Raw genomic sequence first — 25787 nt, forward strand, 5'->3', positions numbered from 1 at the left:
TCACCTCCAGGAGAGCACAGCGGTAGTACGGTGCCATTCGAAAAAGGCAGGAAGAATAGCCCTTAGCACGCGGAATGCGGTAATTCCGGTGCGCAGCGTGCCGACACGGAGCAATTCATGCTCGGGAGTGTCGACAACAACGCGGACGGCGGCGACAGGCCGTGGTCCGTGCGCCAGGGCGGCATGGAGTATTGCGGTGGATTCCATATCGACCGCGATCGCTCCTGTCGACCGCAGAACGGAGCGTTCCGCGCCCCGTACGACATGGTCGGACCCGGCCAGGCGTCCGGTGTGAACGGTGTGCCCCGCCGCTTCGAGTGCGGCGGCCAGTTGTCCGGCCCCGTGGGTCTCGTCCGAGACCACCAGGTCGCCGGGGCGCATGCCGGGGCTGAGCCCGGCGCAGAATCCGGTGGCGAGCACCGCCGCGTCCCGCAGTTCCGGGGCGCGCAGCGCTTCGGTGACGGCCCGGCCGGCGGCCTGCGGTCCCATGCCGGTGCGCAGCAGGGCGACGGGCCCCGCGGCGCCGGTCCGGTCCCCGCCCCGCAGGGCGAACCGTTCGACGCCGAGGGCGCAGACGACCAGCAGAGCCGTCATCCGGCCGCCTTCCCCTTCGTCACGTTGCCGATGACTCCCAGCGGTTCATCGCGGGCGTAGCGCCCGAGCGCCGTGAGCGGGAAGACCATCCGGTACAGGTGGTAGTTGATCGAGAAGTCCCGGGGGAACCCGGTCCCGGTGAAGTACGGCTCGTCCCAGGAGCCGTCGGCCTTCTGGGTGTCGACGAGCCAGCGCACCCCGCGCTCCACCGCCGCGCTGTCGCGCTCGCCCGCCGACAGCAGGGCGAGCAGCGCCCAGGCGGTCTGCGAGGCGGTCGAGACACCGCGGCCGATCCACTCCTGGTCGGAGTAGGAGCGCAGGTCCTCGCCCCAGCCGCCGTCCTGGTTCTGCACGCTCTGCAGCCAGCTGACGGCCCGTCGGACGGCGGGGTGGGTCACCGGGAGACCGGCGGCCACCAGCGCGGGCACCGCCGAGCCGGTGCCGTAGATGTAGTTGACGCCCCAGCGGCCGAACCAGGCCCCGTTGTCCTCCTGTTCGGCCAGCAGCCAGTCGATGCCGCGCCGGGTGTGGGTGTCGTCCTCCAGGCCGAGCGAGGCGAGCATCTCCACCACGTGCGCGGTGACATCGGCGGACGGCGGGTCGATGACCTCACCGAAGTCGCAGAACGGCAGCCGGTTGGGGAACGCGCTGGTGTTGTCGGCGTCGAAGGCACCCCACGCGCCGTTCTTCGACTGCATGCCGATGTTCCAGCGGACGGCCTTCTCCACGGCGGCGTCGACCCGTCCCGGATCGGGGTGCTGGACCCGCAGCAGGGCCAGCACGACCTCGGCGGTGTCGTCGATGTCCGGGTAGTTGTCGTTGTGGAACTCGAACGCCCAGCCGCCCGGCTGCAGCCCCGGCCGCTGGACCGACCAGTCGCCCGGCTTGGTGATCTGCTCGTCGAGCATCCAGTCGACCGCCTTGACCAGCGCCGGGTGGTCGGTCGCCACCCCGGCGTCGGCCAGCGCGATGGTGGCGAGGCAGGTGTCCCAGACCGGGGACTGACAGGCCTCGATCATCCGGGTGTCCTCGTCCGGCCACACGGCGAAACGATCCAGCGAGTCGAGCCCGGCACGCACGACCGGATGGTCGAGTTCATAGCCGAGCAGATGCAGGGCGATGACCGAGTACACGGCGGGCGGCTGGATCCCGCCCCAGCAGCCGTCGTCCTCCTGGCGATCGATGATCCAGCGCGCGCAGGCCTTGAGCGCGGTACGGCGCAGCGGTCGGACGCCGACCCTGCGGTACAGGTGCAGGGCCCGGTCCAGCCGCTGGAAGAGCCCGTCCCAACTGGCGAGCGGTGCGGGCGGGCGCGGCGGATTGGGCTGCGCCGGGTCCTTGTGCAGTTCGCTGATCCCGAAGTGCGCCGGCCGGACCGGCCGGTGGGCGGCGACGACGGTGAGCGGGACGATGGTCTGCCGGGCCCAGCAGCCGAAGGCGTAGATGTTGAGCGGGAACCACTTGGGGAGGTAGATGATCTCCGGCGGCAGCTCGGGGAGGTCCTCCCACCGCCACCAGCCGAACAGGGCCAGCCAGATCCTGGTGAAGACCCGGGCCCCGACGACACCGCCGGCCTCGCGCACCCACGCCGAGGCGCTCGCCATGTGCGGCGCCTCCGGCGTGTCGCCCGCCAGCCGCAGCGCGACATACGCCTCGATCGTCGCGGACAGGTCCCCCGGCCCGCTGTGGAAGGTGGGCCAGGACCCGTCGTCGCGCTGCAGCGAGCGGATCCAGCGGGCGGCGGCCTGGGTGGTCCGCTCGTCCTGGATGCCGAGGAACTGACGGAGCAGCAGATCCTCGGAGTCCATGGTCACGTTGGTCTCGAGGTCGCCCTTCCACCACCCGTCGGGATGCTGGGCCGCCAGGAGATGGGCGGCGGCGCGTTGCGCGGCACGCTGCGCCGCCGCCTCGGCACCACCGACGTGTACGGGGTGCGGTGCCGAGGTGGTGCTGGCCGAAGGTGCCTGGGGGGCTGGGGCCCCCGGACCGCCGTCGGTCGTCGCTGTCATGGCTTCCCCTTTGCAGTTGAGACTTCTGCGGTGTTGGGGCTGCCGTCGACCGTTACACGTGCTTGGTCGGCGACGTGCTGCGCTCCACGTTAGATCTTTATTTCTCGCGAACCACCACAAAATCCGCCAGGCCTACGAGCTTACGTTGAATTTCGTCCGGCATGTCCATTTTATCCAGCGCGGCGATTGCAGTGGCGTATTGCCGGCGGGCTTCCTGGGATGTCCACTCCCGGCCTCCCGCCTCTTCGATCAACGCCGCCCGCAGGGCGAACTCTTCCTCACTGAACGCACCTGTTTCAGGATTCTTGGCATCTGCCGCCAGCAGTTCCCCGAGTTGTTCCGAGGCGCTGCCGCCGGCCGCCAGCGCGGCGACCACGGGCAGTGACTTCTTGCGCTGCCGCAGATCGCTCCAGGTCTGCTTGCCGGTCGCGGCCGGGTCGCCCCAGATGCCGAGCAGATCGTCGATCGCCTGGAAGGCCAGCCCGAGGTGGTAGCCGTACTCCTCCAGCGCGTCGGCGTCGGAGTCCGACGCGCCGCCGAGCACCGCGCCGATGGAGGAGGCGCAGGCCAGCAGGGCACCGGTCTTGTTGCCCTCCATCTCCAGGCACTCCTCGACGGTGACCCGCTCGCGGTGCTCGAAGGAGATGTCCTGGGCCTGGCCGTCGATCAGCTTGCGGGTCGCGACGGTGAGCCGGCGGGTGGCGCGGCCCGCGTCCACGGTGCACTGCTCCAGCAGCACCTCGTTGGCGAGCGCGAACAGTGCGTCACCGACCAGGATCGCCTGGGCGGGACCGTGCACCTTCCATACGGTGTCGCGGTGCCGGCGCTGCTCGTCGCCGTCCATCAGGTCGTCGTGCAGCAGTGAGAAGTTGTGCACCAGCTCGACGGCGACCGCACCGGGGATGCCGACCTCGGGCGGCACTCCCGCCGCCTCGGCGGACAGCAGGGCCAGCGCGGGGCGCACGGCCTTGCCGCCGTCGCCGTCGGCCGGCCGGCCGGCCGCGTCGATCCACCCGAAGTGGTAGGCGGCGACGGTGTCCATCGGTGGCGCGAGCCGTTCCACGGCCGAGCGGAGCACCGGTGTGGACAGGGTGCGGCCGCGCTCCAGCAGCTCAAGGACGCCGGCAGCGGTCACGTTTACTCCTCTGGTTGCACTGGCTGTGCTCATACGGCCCTCACAACATCGTTCTCGAACGGAAGGCCTAGTGCGGTCAAAGCTTCTCGGGAGGCGTGCAGTCCGCTGCGCACGGCGCTCTCCATGGTCGCGGGCCAGCCGGTGTCGGTCCACGCGCCGGCCAGGTACAGACCGGGGGCGCGGGTGGCCGCTCCCGGCCGCAGCCGGCCGACACCGGGAGCCGGGGCGAAGGTCGCCGTGCGCTCCCGGGTGACGAAGAAGTCCGTCACACCGGCTCCCCTGGCCGCGGGCAGCAGGCGTTCCAGCTCCGGCAGATAGCGCTCGCGCAGTTCCGCGACCGGCAGATCGATCTCGTCCTCGACGGCGGACTGCGAGACGGCCAGGTACTGGCCGGGACCGGTCATCCCCGAGCTCCCGGTCCGGTCGAAGACCCACTGGACGGGGCTGCCGAGCGCGGCGAAGAACGGCTGGCGCAGCACCTGGCGGTCGTAGACGACGTGCACGTTCAGGATCGGCGCGGTGCCGATCCCCAGCAGCGCGTCCGGGTCGTCCAGCGCGCCCTCGGGCAGCAGCCCGTGGGTCTCGCGCTGCGGCAGGGCCATGACGACGGTGCCGGCGTCGAGCTGCTCGCCGCGCCCCGGCCCGGTCTCGGCGTCGACCAGCCAGCCGCCCCCGGCGGCCGGCTTGATGCCGGTCACCCGGGACCGCAGCATGATCCGGACGCCCGCCGCGTCCAGGGCCTTGCGGGCCCGGTCGTCGTGCAGCTCGCCGAGCGGCGCCGCCGCCCAGCCGATGTCGGCGGCGCCGGCCTCGGACAGCAGCCCGGTCTTGAAGACCATGGCGGCCAGCCCCAGCGAGGCGTTCGCCGCGGTGGCGTTGAGCGTCGCGACGCCCACCAGGTCCCACAGCGCCTCGATGGTGCGCGGGGACTGGCCCCGGTCCCGCAGCCAGCTCGCGAAGTCGGTGTCGTCCAGTGCCGGGTCCGCCAGGTCCAGGGCGCGCAGCGCCAGCGCGGCGCGGCCGACCGTGGCCCGCTCCCGGAGCGACAGGTGCGGATACGTGGCGAGGCTCGCCGCCAGGTGCAGCGGCACGGGCAGCGCGGCGCGGCGCAGCCGGCCCAGCCGCATGGTCGCCGCGTCCAGGACGGGCACGTCGAGCCGGTCCTGGAGGGTGACCAGGTCACGGGCCGCGATCCGGTCGACGAACCACTGGTAGGCGGTGCAGCAGCGCAGGAAGACATGCTGCCCGTTGTCCACGGTCAGCTCACCGCGCTTGAACGAGAACGCCAGTCCGCCCAGCCGGGGACGTGATTCGATCAGCGTCACCCGGAGCCCGGCGTCGGCCAGCTCCAGCGCCGCCGTGGTGCCGGCCAGCCCGCCGCCCACGACCACCGCGGCCGTCTCCGGAGGACGTCCGAACACCTCGGATCCGCTCATCCGCACTCCCCCTTTCGCCGGCGCCCGACGCGACGCGACGCTCCGTCACCGGCACTGACGCGCTGGGGACCTGACTGGTTGCTAGGAACGTCACCCGCGCCCCCGTGCCGAGCGGCGGGCGTCAAGACCGGCCAGACCACGTACGGCTACGTACGCCTTCTGGTGACCCGGAAGCGAAACCCGGCCGCGCAGCACCGCCTCGGGATCCGCGGCGATCCGGTCCAGCAGTCTGCGGTAGATACCCGCCATCGCGGCCACACAGGCGCCACTGCGGCGGTCGAGCATAGGTAGCAATTGGTAGCCGGTCGCGAACAGGGCGCGGGCCCGGCGTACTTCGTACTCGATCAGGCCGGCGAAGTCCGAGCCGGGCGGCGGGGTGTCGGTGTGGAACCCCTCCGAGCAGCCGAACTTGGCGAGGTCCTGGGCGGGCAGATAGGTCCGGCCGTTGCCGGCGTCCTCCCGGACGTCCCGCAGGATGTTGGTGAGTTGCAGGGCGAGGCCGAGGGTGTCGGCGTACCCGGCGGCGCGCTCCATGTCGCCGGTGCCCCGTCGGCCGGGACCGACGGTGCCGAAGACGCCCAGCGAGAGCCGTCCGATGGCGCCCGCGACGCAGCGGCAGTACGCCGCGAGGTCGTCCCAGGTCTCGTACGTCTCGCCGTGCACGTCCATCAGGACGCCGTCGATCAGTTCGTCGAGTCCGCCGAGCGGCAGCGGAAAACGGCGTGACGCGTCGGTGAGCGCCACCGCGACCGGGTCGGTGTCGTCCTCGCGGATCTCACCCGCGCGGATCCGGGCCAGCAGGGCCCGGGTCTCGTCGAGCCGGATCTGCTTGACCGCGGGGTCGAGGTCGCCGTCGCCGATGTCGTCGACGCGGCGGGAGAAGGCATAGAGGGCCGACATGGCCTGCCGCTTGGGGAGGGGCAGCAGGCGGATGCCGTAGGCGAAGTTGCGGGCCTCGTGCCCGGTCACGCTCTCGCAGTAACGGTAGGCGGCGAGAACCGGCCCGGACGTGTGGGCAGAACCGTTCACGGTCCGCCTCACCCCTTTCTTCGCAATGTCGACCCCACTTCGCGCAGCAGGCTTGGTCTGGTGGCTTTCGGCGGTCCCGGGAGCACGTCGTAGCCCGCACTCTCGACCGCCTTCAGCGCGGCACGCCCGCCGCCGACGAAGCCGGCGAGCAGAAGCCTGAGCCTGCCACGGACGCTACCCACCAATGGGGTGCCTTCATTCAGAAGGTCCCGGGCGCGTTCCGCTTCGAATGCCACCAGTGCGCGCACCTGTGCGCCAGCGGTGGGGGCGGCGAGGTCCGCTTCGGTGACTCCGAAGCGTTTCATGTCCTGTGCCGGCAGGTAGATACGGTCGCGGCCGAGGTCCTCGGTCACGTCCTGCAAGTGCTCGACGATCTGCAGCGCGGTGCAGACGGCGTCGGAGAGCCGGTTCCGCTCGGGTGTCGAGGTGCCCGTGATCCCCAGAACGAGCCGGCCCACCGGGTTGGCGGACAGCTCGCAGTAGGCGAGCAGGTCCTCGTACGTGTCGTAGCGCCGGACCCGCTGGTCCTGGCGGTTGGCCTCGATCAGACCCTCGAAGGGGCCGGGGGTCAGCCCGTGCCGGCGGACGGTGGGCTGCAGCGCCAGCAGCAGCGGATGGCGGGGGGTTCCGTCGAACACCTTCCGCAGATCGTCCTCGAACGCGTCGAGCATGACGATCCGGTCCTCGGCGGCGTCCTGCGGAAGGCCGAGCCGGGCGGCGTCGTCGCGGCCGCCGTTGGCCAGATCGCCGTCGCCGATGTCGTCGACGAGCCGGGCGAAGCCGTAGACGGCCATCAGATCGCCGCGCCACGCCTTCGGCACGAAGAACGGAGCGACCGGGAAGTTCTCGCGGGCGGCCTTGTCGAGGACGGCGCGCGACTGCGCGTCGGCGGTCACCGCGGGCTTCCCGTCCCACGCGCGGCCGGCGCGCTGTGGAGCTGGATGGTCCCGATCTTCATGGCCGCCACACTCCCCGTTCTACACCGCTGGGAAGAATCTTCCCATTTCGGACACGCCGCGCCCACCCCGGAGCACCGCTACAGCTTACGTCGGGCAGGTCACCGGCGTACGCCGGGGGCGCGAGCGACAGGCGGGATTCCGTTCGGATTCCCCCCGTCCGCCGGCAATCGGGCTCCCGGCAGCGCCGGTTGGCGTCCCCGGAGAGGGGCGCACGGGGCGTTCCAGGGGTGTGCCTTGGCCCCGGCGGCGGATCACGCGCGAAACGGACGGGCCCCCGCCGGTTCTGCCCGGCGGGGGCCCGATCGTCCGTGCGGCGGCGCGGACCGCTGGTCCGGGCCGCCCGCCGGCTACTTGTTGCTGGCCTCTTCGTAGGCCTTCAGCACGTCGTCCGTCGGGCCGTCCATGAGGAGCTCGCCCTTCTCCAGCCACAGCACCCGGTCACAGGTGTCGCGGATCGACTTGTTGTTGTGGCTGACCAGGAAGACCGTGCCGGCTTCCTTGCGCAGCTCGCGAATACGTTCCTCCGAGCGGCGCTGGAAAGAACGGTCGCCGGTGGCCAGCGCCTCGTCGATCATCAGCACATCGTGGTTCTTGGCCGCCGCGATCGAGAACCGCAGCCGGGCCGCCATGCCCGAGGAATACGTCCGCATCGGCAACGAGATGAAGTCGCCCTTCTCGTTGATCCCGGAGAACTCCACGATTCCCTGGTACCGCTCGCGGATCTCCTCCTGCGACATGCCCATCGCCAGACCGCCGAGAATGACGTTCCGCTCGCCGGTCAGGTCGTTCATCAGCGCCGCGTTGACGCCCAGCAGCGAGGGCTGGCCGTCGGTGTAGACCCGGCCGCTCTCCGGCGGCAGCAGACCCGCGATGGCCCGCAGCATCGTCGACTTGCCCGACCCGTTCGACCCGATCAGGCCGACCGCCTCACCCCGGTACGTAGTGAAACTCACCCCGCGCACGGCATGGACCAGCCGGACGTTGGGCGACGACTTGCGCGAGATTATGCGTCCCAGGGCAGCCGTCGCGCTGCCCTTGCTGTTTCCCGCGCCGTGCACCCGGTAGACGATGTGCACATCGTCCACGATCACGGTGGGGACACGGGTTTCGGTCTGCTCAGCCACGGCCGTACTTCTCCTCAGCCTTCCAGAAATACACATACCCGCCGACGCCCGCGAAGATCGCCCAGCCCACCGCGACCGCCCACACGTGCGGCGGCATCTGCTCGGCCGTCACGCTGTCGATCAACGCGAAGCGCATCAAGTCGATGTAGACGGCCACCGGGTTGATGTCGAGCAGGAGCTTCACGAAATACGGTGCGTCCTTCGTGAAATTGGCGATGCTGTACATCACGCCGGAGGTGTACATCCACGTCCGCAGGATGAACGGCATCAGCTGCGCCAGGTCCGTCATCTTGCTGCCCAGCCGGGCCACCGCCAGCGCCACACCGGCGTTGAACACCGACTGGATGAACAACGCCGGAATCGCCAGGAACCACGACCAGGTCGGCACCTCACCGGTCATCAGCACGATCGAGAACAGCACCAGCATCGACATCAGCAGCTGCTGCAGCTGCATCAGCGTGAACGCCAGCGGCATCGACGCCCGGGGGAAGTGCAGCGCCCGGATCAGCCCCAGGTTCCCCGCGACCGCCTTCACACCGCTCATGATCGACGACTGGGTGAAGGTGAAGATGAAGATGCCGGTCACCAGGAACGCGATGAAGTTGTCCACACCGCGGTCGGTACCCAGCAACAGCCCGAAGATCAGGTAGTACACCGCCGCGTTCAGCAACGGCGTCATCACCTGCCACAGCTGACCCAGCCGGGCATCGGTGTACTGCGCCTGCGTCCGCGCCTTCGCGAATTCGTTGATGAAGTGCCGCCGGCCCCACAACTGCCGGGTGTACTCGGCCAGGCCCGGCCGGGCACCACTGACCGACAGCCCGTACTTCGCCGCCAGCTCGGAAGCCGACAGCCCGCCGTCGGCCGGGGAGTCCGATGGGACACTCACGGCGACGGCGCCGTCGTGCGCTGTTCCGCTCACAGTAGACACTTTCGTCCTCAAGGTGCGCGTCCGGGGTAGGGGGTCCCGGACTGCGACCGATGCTCTCAGGTTCGAGCTTGTCAGATGATCGGGGGTCGGCCCAGTCGGGTCAGCCGCCATACCGTGCGCCACTTCATGGGACGCCGGGGGCCGCACGGTGTCGACCAGCCTTCCCGGAATCCACCGATCCAGGCCCGCAGGGCGGGACCGGAGGGGCGTCTGGCCAGGGTCAGCAGGATCCAGGTGCCGAGGTAGGCGGGCACCAGGGGCCAGGGCAGGTTCCGGCGCGCCAGCCACACCCGGTTGCGGGCCACCATCCGGTGGTAGACCGCGTGCCGGCTGGGCTCGGTGAGCGGGTGGTGCAGGACCATGTCCGACCGGTAGTCGATCATCCAGCCGGCGTCCAGCGCCCGCCAGGCCAGGTCCGTCTCCTCGTGCGCGTAGAAGAACTCGTCCGGCAGCCCGCCGACCTGCGCCAGCACCTTCGTACGGACCGCGCTGGCGCCGCCCAGGAAGGTGGTCACCCGCGAGGAGTGCATGGGGTCGGACGCCCGCAGCCGCGGCACGTGGCGGCGCTGGGTGGTGCCGGTCTCCGGGTCCGCGATCCGGAAGCTGACGATGCCGAGCTCCGGGTCGGCCGCGAAGGCCTGGCGGAGCAGCTCCCCGGTGTCGGTGCCGGGCAGCAGCCCGTCGTCGTCGAGGAACAGCACCACGTCGACGTCGGAGCCGTTCGGGCCGAAGAGCTCGACGCCGACGTTGCGGCCGCCGGGAATGCCCAGGTTCTCGGGCAGCTCGACGGTGCGCAGCCGCGGCGCGGACCCTGCCAGCTCGGGCAGCGGGGACCCGTTGCCGACCAGGGCGACCTCGATCGGCGGGCCGTCCTGCTTGGCGACGGAGTCCAGCAGGTCGCGCAGCTCCACGGGACGGTTGCCCATGGTGATGATCACCGCGCCGAGCTTCAGCGGCGTACTCACTTCAGCCTGCTCGACGCGAGGATGCTGACCAGGTGCAGGAGCGACTGCAGCAGCGCGATGCCGGCCAGCACGGCGATGCCGAGGCGCGAGAAGAACAGATCGCCCCTGACCTGGTCCAGGATCGCCAGGACCAGGATCAGCAGGGACGCCTCGATGCCGAGGACGAGCCGGTGGAACTTCAGCGCCGCGGCGGCCTTGCGGGCCAGCGCCATACCGGACGAACGCGGCTCGGACGCCGCCTCCTTGACCGGCGGCAGCCCGTGCTGGTGGCGGGCGACACCGACGAGGTCGGTCTCCGCCTTGATCAGCACGGCGCCGAGGGCGGCCAGCGTGCCGAGGAAGGCCCACAGCCAGTCGATCCGCCCGGAGCCCCACAGGTCGGCGCCGCGCAGACCGAACCCGACCAGCACCGCGGCGTCGCACAGATAGGCGGCGACGCGGTCCAGGTACACCCCGCCCAGGGAGTACTGCTTCTTCCAGCGGGCGAGCTCGCCGTCGACACAGTCGAGCAGCAGATACAGCTGGACCATCACCACGCCGAGCACGGCACCGGCGATCCCCGGCACCAGCAGAGCCGGGGCGGCGAGGACGGCGGCGACGGTCATCACGTAGGTCACCTGGTTGGGCGTGACCCGCGTGTTCACCAGGTGCCGGTCGATGCGCAGCGAGAGCTCGCGCATGTAGAGCCGGCCGGCCCAGTGCTCGCCGCTCCGCCGGTCCTTCACCCCTGGGGGATGAACGACCGGGCGGAGTTCAGCTACTGATGGTTTTGGCATAGTCGGCGTATGCGTCCTTGATCTGGTCTGCGGACAGGTCGAGGTGTTCCAGGATCGTGTAGCGCCCGGGGCGGGTCTGCGGTGCGTACTCGACCGCCTTGACGAACTCCTCGTCGGAGAAGCCGATCTCGCCGGGTGTGACCGGCAGGCCGTGGCGTCGCAGCACCTCGGCGATCAGGCCGGACTCCTCGTGTGCCCCGCGCAGGTACATGGCGAAGGCGGCGCCCAGGCCGACCTGCTCGCCGTGCGCGGCGGCGCGCTTGGGGTACAGCAGGTCGAAGGCGTGGCTGATCTCGTGGCAGGCGCCGGACGACGGGCGGGTGTCCCCGCTGATCGACATGGCGATGCCGGAGAGCACCAGGCCCTCGGCGAGCGTGGTGAGGAACGCGTCGTCGCCCACCCCGCCCGGGTGCCGCAGTACGGACTCGCCGGCGGAGCGGGCCATGGCGGCGGCCAGACCGTCTATCGGCTCACCGGTCTCACGGTGCGACAGTTCCCAGTCCGCGATGGCGGAGAGGTTCGACACCGCGTCGCCGATCCCGGAGCGCACGTAGCGCACCGGGGCCTCGCGGATCACGTCCAGGTCGATCACCAGCGCTATCGGGGTGGGCACCCCGTAGGAGCCGCGCCCGTTGTCGTTGTCCAGCGTGGAGACCGGCGAGCAGATGCCGTCGTGCGAGAGGTTGGTCGCGACGGCGACCATCGGCAGCCCGACCCGGGCGGCCGCGTACTTCGCGACGTCGATGATCTTGCCGCCGCCCAGGCCGACGACCGCGTCGTACCGCTTGCCGCGCATGGCGTCGGCGAGCTTGACGGCGGCGTCGATGGTGCCGCCGTCGACCGGGTACCAGTCGGCGCCGGGCAGCTCGGGAGCCAGCCGGTCGCGCAGCTTGAGGCCGGAGCCGCCGCTGACCGCGATGGCGAGCTTGCCCGAGCTGGAGATCCGCTGGTCGGCCAGGAGGCCGGCCAGATCGGCGAGAGCCCCGCCGTTGATGTCGACGACGACCGGCGAGGGGATCAGCCGGGTCAGTACTGGCACGCGATCCCCCGTGCCTTCTTCAGGTCGTCGTGGTTGTCGATCTCGACCCAGGCCACGTCGCCGATCGGCGCGGTGTCGATGGTGAAGCCGCGGTTCACGAGCTCCTGGTAGCCGTCCTCGTAGTAGAGGTCGGGGTCCTTCTCGAAGGTCGTCTTCAGCGCGTCGGCCAGATCGGCGGCGGCCGACGACTCGATGAGCGTGACGCCGATGTACTCGCCGGTCGCGGTGGCCGGGTCCATCAGCTTGGTGATGCGGCGCACACCCGCGGCCGGGTCGGTGATGACCTTCATCTCCTCGTCGGCGAGCTTCTTCACCGTGTCGAGGGCGAGGATGATCCGGCGGTCCTGGCCGCGGGCGGCCAGCAGGGTCTTCTCGACGGAGACCGGGTGCACGGTGTCGCCGTTGGCGAGGATCACACCCTCCGTGAGGATGTCCCGGGCGCACCACAGCGAGTAGGCGTTGTTCCAGGTCTCCGCCTTGTCGTTGTCGACGAGGTGCAGCTTGACGCCGTACTTCTTCTCCAGGGCGGCCTTGCGCTCGACGACGGCTTCGCCGCGGTAGCCGATCACGATCGCCGCGTCGGTGAGGCCGACCTCGGCGAAGTTGCCCAGGGTCAGGTCCAGGACGGTGGTGGTGCCCGCCCCCTCGGGATCCACCGGCACCAGAGCCTTGGGCAGGGTGTCGGTGTAGGGACGCAGACGCCGTCCGGCGCCGGCTGCCAGCACGAGGCCGATCATGCGGGTTCTCCTGATTCGTCGTGTACAGCGGGTGCGGCTGACGACACCCAGAAACGGATGCTCTCGGTGAGCACCACGAGTGTCAGCGCCCCGGCGATGACCGTCAGCGTGACGGTAAAACCTGTGTGGTGCGCGAGGGCGGCCGCCGCGGTGACCGCCAGCGCCCTGCCCTCGTGTCCGCCCGTCGCGCGTACCAGGGCCCTCGGTGGCGCCCCGGTGCCGCCGCGGATGCGGTACACCGTGTCGTAGTGATGGTAGGCGACGGCGGCCACCAGGCCGAAAGCGGCGGGCAATGCGCCGTTCACGTCCGAGACGGCCGCCAGCGCGAGGATCGTGGTGTATTCGCCCGCCCGGAAGAACGGCGGGACCAGCCAGTCGAGCGCGCCCTTCAGCGGCCGGGCGACGGCCAGACCCGAGGTCAGGACGTATACGCCGGCGGCCAGCACCGGCCACCAGCTGCCCCACGGGGCCAGTGCCGCGGTGGCCACCAGTGCGGCGGAGCCGAGCAGGGCGACGGCGGGGGCGGTGAAGGACGGCAGCCGGCGGGCGAGCGGCCCGGTGGCGCGGGCGACGGCTTCGGCGAGCGGACCGCTGTCGGCCAGCTCGGCGAGCGCCTGGGCGGCCCGGTCGGTGCGGTTCGCCTTCCGGGTCAGCGAGCGCAGCACCCGGCCGGCGGTGGTGTAGCAGGCGGCGAGCGCGCAGCCGATGATCAGTACGGTCAGGGTGGTGCGCGGCGTGGTGACGGCGGTGAGGACCGCGATCATCGCCCAGCGCTCACCGATCGGCAGCACGATCATCCGGCGCACCCAGACCGTCCAGCCGACGCTGTCGAGCTTGTCGGAGAGGGCAGCTGTCGGGCTCGTGTTGGCCGTCGCGTCGTGGTTGGCCTCGGTGAACGAGAAGTCGACGACGTGCCGGCAGGTCTGCAGCACCATCGCGCCGAGCGCCAGCGCCCACACGTCGTCACCGCCGCGGGCCGCGCCGAGCGCGAGGCCGGCGTAGTACGCGTATTCCTTGGCCCGGTCGAAGGTGGCGTCCAGCCAGGCGCCGAGCGTCGAGTACTGCAGCGAGTAGCGGGCCAGCTGCCCGTCGGTGCAGTCCAGGACGAACGAGGCGATCAGCAGGACACCGGCGGCGACGAAGCCGGGCCGGGTGCCGGTGGCCGCGCAGCCGGCCGCGATCAGGGCGACGAGCAGGGACGCGGTGGTGACCTGGTTCGGGGTCAGCCCGCGGCGGGCGCACCAGCGCGCGAGGTACCGGGAGTACGGGCTGATGCAGTAAGTGGTGAAGAACCCGTCGCGCGCCTTGACGGCGTTGCGCAGCCGGACCTGCTCCCCGTCGACCGCGGCCACGGCCGCGGCGGCTGCGGCACGGTCGGCGTCCGAGGCGGGTACGGCGGCGACCAGGACACCGAGCTCAGGACGGTGCGGAGGCACGCCCTCGGCCTCGATGGCGGTGGCGAGGTCGTCCGGCAGCCGGCCGCCGGCCGGTCCGGCGGCGAGCGCCCTGACCAGCGCGGGACGCGCCGCGGCCTGTACGGCCAGCGCGCCGGGAACGGCGGAGGCGTCGAAGCGGGGGTCCGTGAGTGCCAGTCGCAGTGCGTGCGTGTGGCCGACGAAGCGCCGGTCGACGATGGCCACCCGGTCGGTGGCGGGGACCGCGGCGATACGTGCCGCGAGACCGCCGGCCGCCGCTTCGGACCCGCTTCCGGACTCCGGCGCTTCGATCACGTCGAATCCGAGCGACCTCAGGTCGCCCTCGAGCGGCGACGCCGGAGCCGGCGGGCCGGTGAGGATGGCGATCGGCAGAGGAACTCACTCCCTGGACATGTGGGGGTGCCGGCGAGGATGGCGGTCGGCGGGCCGGTGTGGACGGCGGTCGGCAGAGGCTATCGGATCCGCGGAAGCGGCCGTTCACCACCCGTTTGCTTGCCCGTGCGCTTGCCGGAGCCCTCTCCGCCATGCGAACCACGTGATCATCATGGTCGATCCGGGCCCCAGCAACAAACAGCGGCCGTGCGGTGGCCGCACTCGGCCGTCCGGGTGACGCCGCAGCGGCTCCCGGACGCTTCATCGCCGCAGCTCATCGCGGACGACGGGGGTCATCGGTAGCGGCCGGCGCACTGTGCGTCACGCCGTCGCACCGGCAGCCGGCACACGTGGAACGCGCGTTCCACCGACCCCGTCCGGGTGACATGGAGCAGGCGGTGCAACCACTTCGGTGAGCGGCGCGTGAGGCAGACTGAGGACTTGTCGTCGAATGCGAAGGATGGACATGCCAACCAGTCCCGCCACCGGCCGGCCCGGCACCCCCGCGACGGATCCCTCCAGCAACGGGGTCGCGGAACCGATCATGCTGGAGCTGGTCGACGAGGCCGGTGTGACGATCGGCACCGCCGAGAAGCTGTCCGCGCACCTGGCCCCCGGCCGGCTGCACCGGGCCTTCTCCGTCTTCCTCTTCGACGACGAGGGCCGGCTGCTGCTCCAGCGCCGGGCGATGGGCAAGTACCACTCCCCCGGCGTCTGGTCGAACACCTGCTGCGGGCACCCGTACCCGGCGGAGCCGCCGTTCGTGGCCGCCGCCCGCCGCACCGCGGAGGAGCTGGGAACGGCTCCCGCGCTGCTGCGTGAGGCCGGCACCGTCCGCTACAACCACCCGGACCCGGAGTCCGGGCTGGTCGAGCAGGAGTTCAACCACCTGTTCGTCGGCCTCGTACGGGCGCAGCTGCGGCCCGACCCCGAGGAGATCGGCGAGACCGCGTTCGTGACGCCGCCGGAGCTGGAGGAGATCCGCGAGCGCGGCCCGTTCTCCGCCTGGTTCGGAACGGTGTGGGACGCGTCGCTGCCCGCGATCCGCGAGCTGACCGGCGACGCCGGCTGGTAGGAACGTGCTGATCCGCCGGTGCGGCTCCACGGAGCGGCACCGGCGGACCGGCTCCACAGCGGTGAAGGTTCGTGATCGTCAGCGCTGGAGGTTCGTGATCGTCAGCGTTGAAGGTTCGTGATCGTCAGCGTTGAAGGTTCGTGATCGGCAGTGGCAGCAGCGCCCAGATCACCTTGCCGCCGGAGTCGGTGTGCGTCACGTCGCACATCCCGCCGGCTTCCGCCGTAATGGCCTTGACCAGCAGCAGGCCACGGCCGCCGGTGTCGCCGTACTCCGCTTCCAGCGCCTTGGGGCGGTACGGGTGGTTGTCCTCGACGCCGACCCGGATCCAGTCGGGGCCCACCGCGATCTCGATGGTGATCTGCGGTGACAGCAGCGCCGCGTGCCGGACCGCGTTGGTCACCAGCTCCGACACGATCAGCAGGATGCCGGCCATCAGATCGTCGCCGACGGGCACCCTCCGGTCGGTGATGAGATCCCGGACACCGTGCCGGACCTGGGGTACCGAGGAGTCCACCGCCGGTGCGGTGAAGCGCCACGCCCCGGCGTACGGCGGTGGCGCCGCGAACGGAGCGCCCGGCCCGCCCGAAGCGCCAGGACCACCCGGATCATCCGGATCGACCGGCACCTCGGCCGTCGCCGGATCGGGCGGGACGCTCCCGCGGACCTCCATGACGGCATCCACCATCGCCTTCGTGTGACGTGTCCCCGCAGTTCCCGCCACTGCCCGCTGTCGGGCCGACGACGAGATCCGCCTCACGGATCGAGTCTCCGGAGTGGGGGCAGTTCACCGGGCGGGTGCCCGTAAGTCCGCACCTTTCGGCGCTTCATGTCCATCGGCGAAAGACTTTGTCACCCGGGCGATTGATTCCGATCGCCTTGTTCCTGCTTCGTGGAATGTTCCACCATCGGGTCATTCGGCGGTCCCGCCGGCGCCGCGGCTTCCGGGCCCGGCCCCACCACGCCCTCCCCCCGCGCTTCCCCCTGGGCCGCCGCCTCGGCGCGGGCGTCCGTGACCATGCCGACGACGCGCCGGCCGCCGATACCGCCGGCCATCAGTCCCAGGCCGTCGAAGAGCAGCATGAGGGAGAAGAAGAAGCCGAGGACGTACCGGCTGCTCTCCGGCCAGTTGGCCAGCACCAGGACGCCCAGCAGGATGCCGACCGCGCCCTGCAGCACGGTCGAGACCGTCTGCGGGCCGCGCACCACCAGTCCGCCGAACAGCCGGAACACCCCGCCGGCCAGGAAGAGCAGGGCGGCGAACATCGTCAGTGCCGCGGCGGTGCCGTCCGGCCTGCGGATGACGACGACGCCGGCCGCCAGGTTCAGCGCCGCGACGACCAGCGCGAGCCAGAAGAAGTTCGTGTCGCGCGACTGGACGGCGTGCAGCAGGCCGACGAAGCCCCCGATCAGCAGCAGCCAGCCGAAGAGCAGCACCGAGGTGAGGGTGGCGAAGGCCGTGTAGGCGAGACCGAACAGCCCGCACAGCACCAGTACGGCGCCGAGTGCGGTGAGCCATCCGAAACTGCGGCTGATCCGGGCTTCCGGTCGCGGGTCCCGCTTCCTGAGTGCGGCCACGGCTGCCTCCTCGCCTCGATCGAATGGATGTCCCCTATAGCCTTTTTACCCCTATTCGGTCGCGGATAGGATCCGATGATCGGCCACCTGCGCACAGCACACGCGCCGCGCGGGACATGCGGAACATACGGAAGGGGAGCCCGGATGCCCGAGCCCGGCCCGAAGCCCGGTCCACAGCCCGGACTGCTGCTGGACATCGCGGACGGCACCGCCACGGTGACGATCAGCAATCCGGCGAAGCGGAACGCCATGACCACGCAGATGTGGGAGGCGCTCCCCGGCCTGCTGGACGGGCTCGCCTCCGATCCGGCCGTCCGGGTCCTGGTGCTCACCGGGGCGGACGGCACCTTCTGCGCGGGCGCGGACATCTCGGGGCTGCGGGAGGCCGGCAGCGGCTCCGCCCGGACGCAGGACGCGGCGGTCCGGGCCGAGGAGGCCCTGGCCGCCTTCCCGAAGCCGACGATCGCGGCCGTGCGCGGTTTCTGCGTGGGCGGCGGCTGCCAGCTCGCCGCCGCCTGCGATCTGCGGTTCGCGGCCGAGGGGGCGCGCTTCGGCGTCACCCCGGCCCGGCTCGGCATCGTCTACGCCGCCTCGTCCACCCGGCGACTGGTCGGCCTGGTCGGGCCCGCGACCGCCAAGTACCTGCTGTTCTCAGCCGAGTTGATCGGCCATGAGCGGGCGCTGCGGACCGGGCTCGTCGACGAGGTGCTCCCCGACGGGCAACTCGACAAGCGGGTCGCGGAGTTCACCGCGGTCCTGGCCTCGCGCTCGCAGCTCACCCAGGCCGCGGCGAAGGAGTTCGCGGCGCCCGGCCTGGACCCGGCGCGGATCGAGCACTGGGAGCGGCAGGCGCGCGCGAGCGAGGACACGGCCGAGGGCGTCGCCGCCTTCCTGGAGGGCCGGCCGGCCCGGTTCGCCTGGTCGCCGACGGCCGGCTGACCCGGCCCGGAGGGTCGGTCCTGAAGGCCGGACCCGGAAGGCCGGACCCGGGAGGCCGGCCCCGGAGATCAGCCCGGCAGGTCAGCCGGCGTGCCCGCCCGCTCCGCGACGTGCGGCGGGAGCGGGATGCCGGCTCGCAGGGCCGGGTCAGGCTCGGGCTCGCCCCAGGTGTGGAGCAGCGGCAGCACCCCGGCCCATACGGGCAGTTCGCCGTCGGGGCCGTCGGCGTCGTCGGTGTGGCCGGTGCTGGTCTTCACCGAGGCCTCGTCGATCCCGAGCGCGAGCAGCGTGGTGGCGGCGAGCTCCTTGCGGGACGGGCCGCGCGCGTAGTCCCAGCGGCCGGGCGCGGACTGCTCGGCCAGGACGCGCAGCCCGTGCAGCTTCTCGTCGGGATCGGTGACGGCGCGCGGCACCCCGAGCACCATCGCACTGCGGTAGTTGACGCTGTGCTCGAAGACGGACCGGGCCAGCACCAGTCCGTCGATGTGGGTGACGGTGACGCAGACGGACGCCCCGGGCGACTGCACCAGGCTGCGGCTGGCGGCCGAGCCGTGCAGATAGAGCGTGTCGGCGGCGGCGTCGAATCCGTAGACGGTGGGGACCGCCAGTGGCGAGCCGTCCACCACCACGGCGAGGTGGCAGACGAAGCCGGCGCCCAGCACCGCGTCCAGGTCGTCGCGGGACACACTGCCCTGCTCCCGCAGCCGCCGATGACGGGTCCGATCCGTGACCGGGAGCATGCGCGCGGGTATGTCGGTGGACATCAGGGCCTCCGTAGGACGTACAGCGGACACCTCAATACTATCGATCTCGTCACTTGGCTGCCGTTCCTTCCACTGATTCATGATTCTGGAACTTCTCGTACAACGTTTTCCGTCGCGATGGCCGGAACGTGCGCACGTCTCTCGGCAGCATGCTGACCGGTCGGTAACCTGGGTTCATGACTACTACCGCTTCGGACCCCCGCGCGTCGCGCCGCTGTCAGAACACTCTCAACCCGCTGCACTCCAGTACGTACTTCTCGCCCGAGTTCGCCGCCGAACTCTCCCGGCTCGGCCTCGAGCCCGGCAGCATGACGTACTTCGCGGGCCGGGCGGCGCCGCTGGGGGCCGTCGGAGCCGGTACGGTCACCGCGACCTTCTACAACTTCAACCACGACCTGGTGGCCCGGCACATCCCGCGCGCCTGGACGATCGCCACCCCCGAGGCCGTCATCGACGCCCGGCTGCGCGCCGTCGACACCGCGCTCACCCGGCTGCTCGGCGCGGAGACCGTCGCCTCGCCGGAGATGGCGGAGGCCGCCGCCCTGGCGCTGCGCGCCACCGAGGCCTGCGACCGGGCCGCCCGCCCGCTCTACGCCGCCAACGCCGACCTGCCGGTGCCCACGGAACCGCACCTCGCGCTCTGGCACGCCGCCACGCTGCTGCGCGAGCACCGCGGCGACGGACACCTCGCCGCGCTGGTCGCGGCCGAGCTCGACGGCCTGGAGGCCATCGTCAGCCACACCGCGACCGGCAAGGGCTTCACCCCCCGCTTCGTCCAGGCCAGCAGGGGCTGGACGGCCGAGCAGTGGGCCGCCGCCCAGGACCGGCTGAGGGAGCGCGGGCTGCTCGACGCGGCGGGCGAGCTGACCGACGCGGGCGTCGAGCTGCGGCGGGACATCGAAGCCGGCACCGACCGCGTCGACCGGGCCCCGTACGAGCACCTCGGCGCCACCGGCGTCGCCCGTCTCACCGAACTGGCCGGATCCTTCACCCAGACCGCCCTGGCGTCCGGCGCCTTCCCGCTGGAGCACTTCGGCAAGGGATGACACGGTCGCTCGGTAGCGGGAGGACAACGGGCCGTTCGTGAGCGGATGCACAAGCGCTGGGCGGCGGGTGCGGCAGGATGGGGTCCATGCCGGAACTGACGCCCGCCCAGGTGCGGGCCTGGCGCGTCCACGCGCAGGGGCTGGCCGGCCCGCGCGACGGGGCCGGGGTCGTCGACGCGGCGCGCCGGGCCGGCGCGCTGCAGGCGCAGGACGCCAAGGCGTGCCGGTTGCAGGTGCGCGCCAGGACCTCGGGGCTCACCGCCGGGGACGTCGACGCGGCGTGCGGCGCCGGTGACCGGTCGCTGGTCCGTACGTGGCTGATGCGCGGCACCCTGCACGCCGTCCCGGCGGCGGACGTGCGCTGGATGACGTCGCTGCTGGGCCCGCGTGCCGCCGCCGCGCAGCGCGGCAGACGACTGCGGCTCGGCCTGGACGAGGAGACCTGCGCCCGCGCGCTTCCCGCGCTGGGGAAGGTGCTGGCCGGGCGCCCGCCGATGCTCCGCGACGACATCGTGCGCGGCCTCGGCGAGCTCGGCCTGGTCCTGGATCCGCGCAGCCAGGCGCCGGCTCATCTGCTGCTGTACGCGGCGGCGGCGGGTCTGGTGTGCCGGGGGCCCGAGGCCGAGGGCGACAAGTCGACTTATGTGCTGCGCGAGGAGTGGCTCGACGGGGTCGCCGGGCCGGACCTGTCAGGGACCGAGGCGCTGGCCGCGCTCGCCGAGCGGTATGTCTCCGCCTACGGACCCGCGACCGAGAAGGACTTCGCCAAGTGGTCGGGCCTGCCGGCCGGCCAGGCCCGGCGCGGCTTCCAGGCGGCCGGGGAGAAGCTGGCGGAGATCGCGGGACCGGCCGGCCCGCTGCGGGTGGCGGCCGGCACGGACGCGCCGTGGCCACCGAACCCGTCCATCCGGCTGATCGGGCACTTCGACCCGTATCTGCTCGGCTACCACGACCGGGATCTACTGCTGGATCCGTCCTTCGCCCGGCTGGTCGCGACCGGCGGCGGGTTCCTCACCCCGTGCGTGCTGGTCGACGGTGAGGTGGTCGGCGTCTGGCGGCACGAGCGGGGTAGCGGCGGCCGGCTCACCGTCCGCGTCGACCCGTTCCGGCCGCCGCTCGACGCCGTTGTAGCGCGCGGTATCGAGGCCGAGGTCGCCGATCTGGGGCGGTTCCTCGGGGTCGACGCCGGCTGGGACCGGGATTGAGCGCCAGGCAGGGCCGCAGCAGCACTCCACTCAGCGGCGCGACCCTCAGCTCGCGCTCGCCGTGGGTTCCTTCTCCGGCTGGCCGTCCGACTGCGAACACGGCATCGCCGGGTGCCGTCCCAGCAGCACCACCCCCACCGTGATCGCCGCGAGCCCGGCCGCCTCCCAGGCCAGCGCCCCGGGTGTCACCCGCAACCGGTCCCCGAGGAAGCCGATGCCGCAGGCGATGCCCGCCAGCGGCTGGGCGGCCGTCAGCGCGGGCAGCGACATCCGCAGCGGGGCGGTCTCGAAGGCGCTCTGCACGAGGACGAGCCCGGTGAGCCCGATCGCCGCGACCACGTACGGCTGCCAGTGCACCGCCAGTATCTGGACGCCGTCCTCCCGGGCCAGCTCACCGCAGATCCGCGTCAGCGCGTCCTGCAGCCCGTAGAGCAGGCCGGCCGCCAGCGCCAGCAGGGTCGCCTCGGACGAGGCGGGCAGCCGTTTGGCGCAGGCCACCAGCAGCAGCGCGAGCCCGACGACGATCCCCAGCACCAGCCAGTGGCGCAGCGCTCCCGCCTCCGGGCCGCCGCCGGCCGGCTGCCCGGCGACGATGAAGGCCGTCACACCGAGGGCCAGCAGCGCCACTCCCGCCCAGCCGCTCCGGCCCAGCGGCTGCCCCGACAGCCATCTGGACAGCGCCAGGGCGAACAGCAGGTTCGTGGCGAGGAGCGGTTCGACGAGGGAGACCTCGCCGCGCGCCAGGGCCAGCGCCCCGAGCACCTGGCCGCCGATCATGAGGGCCATGCCCAGCAGCCACTGGGGCATCTTGATCAGGTCGAGGAGGAGTCGGAAGGAGAGGAAGTCCGCGAGCGGGGCACGCTGCGCCGCGCGCTGCTGCAGTACGAAGCCCAGTCCGAGGCAGCAGGCGGCACCGACTCCGAGCAGGAACACGGCCACGCGGCCACCTTAACTCCAGTGACGCGCGACCGAACGCGTCCCGGCCACCCCGGCGGGGGGACGGTCGCGACCGCCCGGCGACCCCGGCCCGGTCAGAGCCCGGCGCCGCTCACGACGGCGGATCCATGGGCCGTGTCTCGGCGCTCCCCCATACGGTCAGGAAGGCGAGGCGCAGACAGCCCGCGAGGGCCGGGTGTTCGATGAAGAGCGCGGTGGTGGAGCCGGTTCCGGCCACCGGGTCGGGCATGTCGCACAGCACCAGCGAGGCGTCCGCGATGATCAGCTTCATCGGCAGCTCGGCGGCGAACCGCGCCTCCTCCCCCGCCTCGCCGAACCGGCGGACGTTCTCCAGGACTTCCGCGTCGCCGAGCGCGTCGTGCGTGTAGATCGCCCGGACCGTTCCCCCGGCCTTGCGCAGCCTGCGGACCACCTTGATGCCCTCGGTGTTGGCGGCGGGGGCGACGAAGGGCGGCTTGCAGAAGCTGAGCAGCTCGTGCCCGGCCTGCTCCTGGATGTCCGCGAACCGCTCGGCGATCACCTTCGGGTCGCGCAGCACCTCGATGTAGTCGAGCGGATCGGTGTGCGTCCGCCCGTCGGTCCAGATCGGCAGCAGCGTGGAGGCGAGCCCGGCCGAGACCCGGTCCAGCCGTTCCAGCGACTCCCGCTGGAGGGCCATCAGCCGGGCGATGGCCAGTTCCGGCGCGATCGCGGAGAACGTCGCCACCCGGCCGGGCCGGGCGACGGCGAGCCGTCGGCGCACGAGCGCGTCGAGGACGTCGTAGACCCGCTGCCGGGGGACGTCCGCCTCGCGGGCCACCTCGGCGGCGGTGTACGACTCGCGTCTGACGAGCGCGAGGTAGACGCGTGCCTCGTACCGCGCGAGCCCCAGCGCCACAAGGTCGTTGACCGGACCCTCTTCGAACTCCATGAGCGCTCAAGCTATACGCCCGAGATCACCTACCGAAAGGAAGACTTTGCCATTGCCCGGTAGTCCCTTGGGGGCAGGTGTCACTACGTTCAGCGTTGGCCACCACTGAACGGGGTGGCAGTTCTTACCCCAGCGTCGGCGTCACCCTCGCCACGCATTCCTCACCAATGAACGTGCGCCACTCGAAGCCCTGCGGCGTTCCCTTCATCAGGTCATGTCATGACCATGACATGACCTGGACGGTTGCCCGCCGCCGGGAACCGATCCCCCCATGGAGGGCTGTTCATTGCCATCGAGAACCCCCACCCGCGCCGGACGCCTCACCCGCCGCGGCGTCACCGCCGTCCTGTCGGCGGCGGCCCTGGCCTCCGCCGGCATGCTGGCCGTCGCCGGCCCGGCAGCCGCGTCGGCCGCCCCCGCAGCGGCCGCGGCGAGCAGCACCACCGCCCACACCGAGCGGCTCTGCTCGGAACCCACGCAGGCCGGCTACATGGCCTGTCACGCGCTGGCCCGCACCGACCTGGTCCAGCACCTGACCCTCGCCCCGAACGCGCTCCCGTCCGGCTACGGCCCCACTGACCTGCAGAGCGCGTACGCCCTGCCCTCGGCCGGTGCCGGTGCGACCGTCGCGATCATCGACGCCAACGACGACCCCAAGGCCGAGGCGGACCTCGGCTCGTACCGCAGCACGTACGGTCTGCCGGCCTGCACCACCGCCAACGGGTGCTTCAAGAAGGTCGACCAGAACGGCGGCACCAGCTACCCGCCGGCCGACGCCGGCTGGGCGGGCGAGATCTCGCTCGACGTCGACATGGTCAGCGCCGTCTGCCCGCAGTGCCACATCCTGCTCGTCGAGGCGGCCACGGCGTCCATGGAGGACCTGGGCGCCGCGGTGAACCGCGCGGTCACGATGGGCGCCAAGTACGTCTCCAACAGCTACGGCGGCGACGAGGACTCCACCGACCCCAGTTCGGACGCCGCGTACTTCAACCACCCCGGCGTCGCGATCACCGTCAGCTCCGGTGACAGCGGCTACGGCGTCGAGTACCCGGCCGCCTCGCAGTACGTCACCTCGGTCGGCGGCACCTCGCTGAGCCGTTCCAGCACCCCGCGCGGCTGGACCGAGAAGGTCTGGGGCGCCACCAGCGGCGACGGCGCCGGCTCCGGCTGCTCCGCCTACGACCCCAAGCCCTCCTGGCAGACCGACACCGGCTGCGCCAAGCGCACCGTCGCCGATGTCTCGGCGGTCGCCGACCCGGCCACCGGCCTCGCGGTCTACGACAGCTACCAGGCGAGCGGCTGGAACGTGTACGGCGGCACCAGCGCCTCGGCGCCGATCATCGCCTCCGTCTACGCCCTCGCCGGCACCCCGGCCGCGGGCACCAGCCCGGCCTCGTACCCGTACGCCCACACCTCGTCGCTCAACGACGTGACCACGGGCACCAACGGCTCCTGCGGCAGCAGCTACCTGTGCACCGCCAAGTCCGGCTACGACGGCCCGACCGGTCTCGGCACCCCCAACGGCACCGCCGCCTTCACCAACGGCTCGACCGGCGGCAACACCGTCACCGTGACGAACCCGGGCAGCCAGTCGAGCACCGTCAACACCGCGGTCTCGCTGCAGATCCAGGCCTCCGACTCGGGCAGCGGACAGACCCTCACCTACAGCGCCACCGGCCTCCCGCCGGGCGTCACGATCAACCCCTCCACCGGCCTGATCAGCGGCACGCCCACCACCGCCGGGACCTACAACGTGACGGTGACCGCCAAGGACGGCACCAACGCCACCGGCAGCGCGTCCTTCACCTGGGTCGTGAACCCGGTCGGCGGCGGCTGCAGCACCTCGCAGCTCTTCGGCAACCCGGGCTTCGAGACCGGCACCGCCACTCCCTGGACCGCCACCGCGGGCGTGGTCGACAACAGCGCCAGTGAGGCCGCCCACTCCGGTTCCTGGAAGGCCTGGCTCAACGGCTACGGCTCCACCCACACCGACTCGCTCGCCCAGACGGTGACGGTCCCCAGCGGCTGCCACGCCACCCTGACGTTCTGGGTGCACATCGACACCGCAGAGACGACCACCTCGACCGCCTACGACAAGCTGACGGTGAAGGCCGGCACCACCACGCTGGCCACGTACTCCAACCTCAACAAGAACACCGGCTACGCGCAGAAGTCCTTCGACCTCTCCTCGTTCGCCGGGCAGTCGGTGAAGGTCACCTTCACCGGTACCGAGGACTCCAGCCTGCAGACGAGCTTCGTGCTCGACGACACGGCCCTCAACATCAGCTGAACCAACGCTGGTTGAGGTAGTCCCGCATCCCGCGAAGAAGTCAGACGGACCCGGGCAGGCCCCCACAGCCTGTCCGGGTCCGTGTCTATGGCTGCCGCACGTCGACCGTCACGGTCCATGCCTGCAGGGCGTGGCAGGAGACCATGCCGGGTGCGGAGGGCGCGGGGCAGGCCTTCCGGGCGGTGGCCAGCTTCACCGAGCCGGGGGCGGACGCGCGGAAGGAGTCGGCGGAGACCTCGGTCAGGCCGGCGCCGGACGTGGTCACCGGGCCCCACCCGGCACCCGGCAGCGCGACGCGGACCGAGCTGCCCACGTCCAGACAGAGGTGGTTGCCGTCCGACGACTCGGTCACGACGGTGGACCCGCAGCGGGGCGCGTCGGCCTTCCCCTTCTGTGGTTGATCCGCACCGCAGCCGACCGCACTCAGCAGCGCCAGCACGGCAACTGCCCCTGCCCATACGCGCATCCGGCGGCCTCCCGG

The 25787-nt window shown here is 71.7% G+C and carries 24 protein-coding genes; 5 read left to right on the forward strand and 19 right to left on the reverse strand.

The annotated features are described in order from the left end of the window. The 13 genes from LNW73_RS05070 to LNW73_RS05130 form a co-directional block, all read right to left on the reverse strand. Window positions 1-594 carry a 5'-methylthioadenosine/S-adenosylhomocysteine nucleosidase family protein gene (locus tag LNW73_RS05070; RefSeq protein ID WP_250978511.1) on the reverse strand — a complete coding sequence of 198 codons (594 nt, stop codon included), beginning with the start codon at window positions 592-594 and terminating at the stop codon, window positions 1-3. Next, window positions 591-2603 carry a squalene--hopene cyclase gene (gene shc / locus LNW73_RS05075; protein WP_250989094.1) on the reverse strand — a complete coding sequence of 671 codons (2013 nt, stop codon included), beginning with the start codon at window positions 2601-2603 and terminating at the stop codon, window positions 591-593. Before shc ends, LNW73_RS05070 begins: the two co-directional genes overlap by 4 nt. Before the next feature lie 97 nt (window positions 2604-2700). Then, complete coding sequence (locus LNW73_RS05080) at window positions 2701-3771, reverse strand: polyprenyl synthetase family protein (RefSeq protein WP_138358814.1); 1071 nt, start codon at window positions 3769-3771, stop codon at window positions 2701-2703. After that, window positions 3768-5174, reverse strand: a complete 1407-nt coding sequence (gene hpnE, locus LNW73_RS05085; protein ID WP_250989095.1) for a hydroxysqualene dehydroxylase HpnE — start codon at window positions 5172-5174, stop codon at window positions 3768-3770. Before hpnE ends, LNW73_RS05080 begins: the two co-directional genes overlap by 4 nt. Window positions 5175-5264: 90 nt before the next feature. Further along, entirely contained in the window at window positions 5265-6215 is a 951-nt protein-coding gene (hpnD, locus tag LNW73_RS05090; RefSeq protein WP_374118038.1) for a presqualene diphosphate synthase HpnD, read from the reverse strand. Next, on the reverse strand, window positions 6212-7099 hold the full coding sequence (hpnC, locus tag LNW73_RS05095; RefSeq protein WP_250989097.1) for a squalene synthase HpnC: 888 nt from the start codon (window positions 7097-7099) through the stop codon (window positions 6212-6214). The genes hpnD and hpnC overlap by 4 nt, the downstream gene beginning before the upstream one ends. A gap of 410 nt (window positions 7100-7509) precedes the next feature. Next, window positions 7510-8322: an ABC transporter ATP-binding protein gene (locus tag LNW73_RS05100; protein ID WP_250978506.1), complete on the reverse strand. Its 813-nt coding sequence runs from the start codon at window positions 8320-8322 to the stop codon at window positions 7510-7512. After that, complete coding sequence (locus LNW73_RS05105; RefSeq protein ID WP_250978505.1) at window positions 8279-9208, reverse strand: ABC transporter permease; 930 nt, start codon at window positions 9206-9208, stop codon at window positions 8279-8281. Before LNW73_RS05105 ends, LNW73_RS05100 begins: the two co-directional genes overlap by 44 nt. A gap of 80 nt (window positions 9209-9288) precedes the next feature. Continuing rightward, complete coding sequence (locus LNW73_RS05110; RefSeq protein WP_250978504.1) at window positions 9289-10182, reverse strand: glycosyltransferase family 2 protein; 894 nt, start codon at window positions 10180-10182, stop codon at window positions 9289-9291. Further along, window positions 10179-10958 (reverse strand): CDP-alcohol phosphatidyltransferase family protein, encoded by a 780-nt coding sequence (locus LNW73_RS05115; protein WP_250989098.1) that lies wholly within the window; start codon window positions 10956-10958, stop codon window positions 10179-10181. The genes LNW73_RS05110 and LNW73_RS05115 overlap by 4 nt, the downstream gene beginning before the upstream one ends. After that, window positions 10936-11997: an iron-containing alcohol dehydrogenase family protein gene (locus tag LNW73_RS05120; protein WP_250989099.1), complete on the reverse strand. Its 1062-nt coding sequence runs from the start codon at window positions 11995-11997 to the stop codon at window positions 10936-10938. The genes LNW73_RS05115 and LNW73_RS05120 overlap by 23 nt, the downstream gene beginning before the upstream one ends. Beyond that, window positions 11985-12734 carry a phosphocholine cytidylyltransferase family protein gene (locus tag LNW73_RS05125; protein ID WP_250989100.1) on the reverse strand — a complete coding sequence of 250 codons (750 nt, stop codon included), beginning with the start codon at window positions 12732-12734 and terminating at the stop codon, window positions 11985-11987. Before LNW73_RS05125 ends, LNW73_RS05120 begins: the two co-directional genes overlap by 13 nt. After that, window positions 12731-14542, reverse strand: a complete 1812-nt coding sequence (locus tag LNW73_RS05130; protein ID WP_250992809.1) for a DUF5941 domain-containing protein — start codon at window positions 14540-14542, stop codon at window positions 12731-12733. Before LNW73_RS05130 ends, LNW73_RS05125 begins: the two co-directional genes overlap by 4 nt. A 466-nt stretch (window positions 14543-15008) precedes the next feature. Between LNW73_RS05130 and idi the strand changes: the two genes are divergently transcribed. Then, entirely contained in the window at window positions 15009-15617 is a 609-nt protein-coding gene (gene idi, locus LNW73_RS05135; protein WP_250978501.1) for an isopentenyl-diphosphate Delta-isomerase, read from the forward strand. A 124-nt stretch (window positions 15618-15741) separates the two neighbouring features. On the opposite strand, the gene LNW73_RS05140 is transcribed toward idi, so the two are convergent. Together LNW73_RS05140 and LNW73_RS05145 are read right to left on the reverse strand one after the other, a co-directional pair. Further along, complete coding sequence (locus tag LNW73_RS05140) at window positions 15742-16290, reverse strand: ATP-binding protein (RefSeq protein ID WP_374117432.1); 549 nt, start codon at window positions 16288-16290, stop codon at window positions 15742-15744. A 179-nt stretch (window positions 16291-16469) separates the two neighbouring features. Then, complete coding sequence (locus tag LNW73_RS05145; RefSeq protein ID WP_250989101.1) at window positions 16470-17195, reverse strand: HdeD family acid-resistance protein; 726 nt, start codon at window positions 17193-17195, stop codon at window positions 16470-16472. 144 nt (window positions 17196-17339) lie between these two features. Between LNW73_RS05145 and LNW73_RS05150 the strand changes: the two genes are divergently transcribed. Further along, window positions 17340-18134 carry an enoyl-CoA hydratase/isomerase family protein gene (locus LNW73_RS05150; protein ID WP_250989102.1) on the forward strand — a complete coding sequence of 265 codons (795 nt, stop codon included), beginning with the start codon at window positions 17340-17342 and terminating at the stop codon, window positions 18132-18134. A gap of 68 nt (window positions 18135-18202) precedes the next feature. Here the strand turns inward: LNW73_RS05150 and LNW73_RS05155 are convergent, their stop codons facing one another. Continuing rightward, on the reverse strand, window positions 18203-18898 hold the full coding sequence (locus tag LNW73_RS05155) for a pyridoxamine 5'-phosphate oxidase family protein (protein WP_250978497.1): 696 nt from the start codon (window positions 18896-18898) through the stop codon (window positions 18203-18205). Window positions 18899-19074: 176 nt separating this feature from the next. On the opposite strand from LNW73_RS05155, the gene LNW73_RS05160 reads away from it, so the two are divergent. Together LNW73_RS05160 and LNW73_RS05165 are read left to right on the forward strand one after the other, a co-directional pair. Further along, the gene (locus LNW73_RS05160; RefSeq protein ID WP_250989103.1) at window positions 19075-19944 is read left to right on the forward strand and encodes an SCO6745 family protein; all 870 of its coding nucleotides are present in this window, start codon (window positions 19075-19077) and stop codon (window positions 19942-19944) included. Between the two features lie 86 nt (window positions 19945-20030). Beyond that, entirely contained in the window at window positions 20031-21149 is a 1119-nt protein-coding gene (locus LNW73_RS05165; protein WP_250989104.1) for a winged helix DNA-binding domain-containing protein, read from the forward strand. A gap of 45 nt (window positions 21150-21194) precedes the next feature. On the opposite strand, the gene LNW73_RS05170 is transcribed toward LNW73_RS05165, so the two are convergent. Together LNW73_RS05170 and LNW73_RS05175 are read right to left on the reverse strand one after the other, a co-directional pair. Beyond that, a complete protein-coding gene (locus LNW73_RS05170) occupies window positions 21195-22088 on the reverse strand; it encodes a DMT family transporter (RefSeq protein WP_250989105.1) in 894 nt (297 codons plus the stop codon). A gap of 109 nt (window positions 22089-22197) precedes the next feature. Beyond that, window positions 22198-23016 carry a TrmB family transcriptional regulator gene (locus tag LNW73_RS05175; protein ID WP_250989106.1) on the reverse strand — a complete coding sequence of 273 codons (819 nt, stop codon included), beginning with the start codon at window positions 23014-23016 and terminating at the stop codon, window positions 22198-22200. A 376-nt stretch (window positions 23017-23392) separates the two neighbouring features. Between LNW73_RS05175 and LNW73_RS05180 the strand changes: the two genes are divergently transcribed. After that, window positions 23393-25306: a putative Ig domain-containing protein gene (locus LNW73_RS05180; RefSeq protein WP_250992810.1), complete on the forward strand. Its 1914-nt coding sequence runs from the start codon at window positions 23393-23395 to the stop codon at window positions 25304-25306. A gap of 85 nt (window positions 25307-25391) precedes the next feature. Here LNW73_RS05180 and LNW73_RS05185 read toward each other — a convergent pair whose 3' ends face one another. Then, window positions 25392-25772, reverse strand: coding sequence for a hypothetical protein (locus LNW73_RS05185; RefSeq protein WP_250989107.1), 381 nt, complete (start codon window positions 25770-25772; stop codon window positions 25392-25394). Window positions 25773-25787 lie beyond the last annotated feature (15 nt).

The organism is Streptomyces sp. RKAG337, assembly GCF_023701715.1.
Taxonomy (GTDB): Bacteria; Actinomycetota; Actinomycetes; order Streptomycetales; family Streptomycetaceae; genus Actinacidiphila.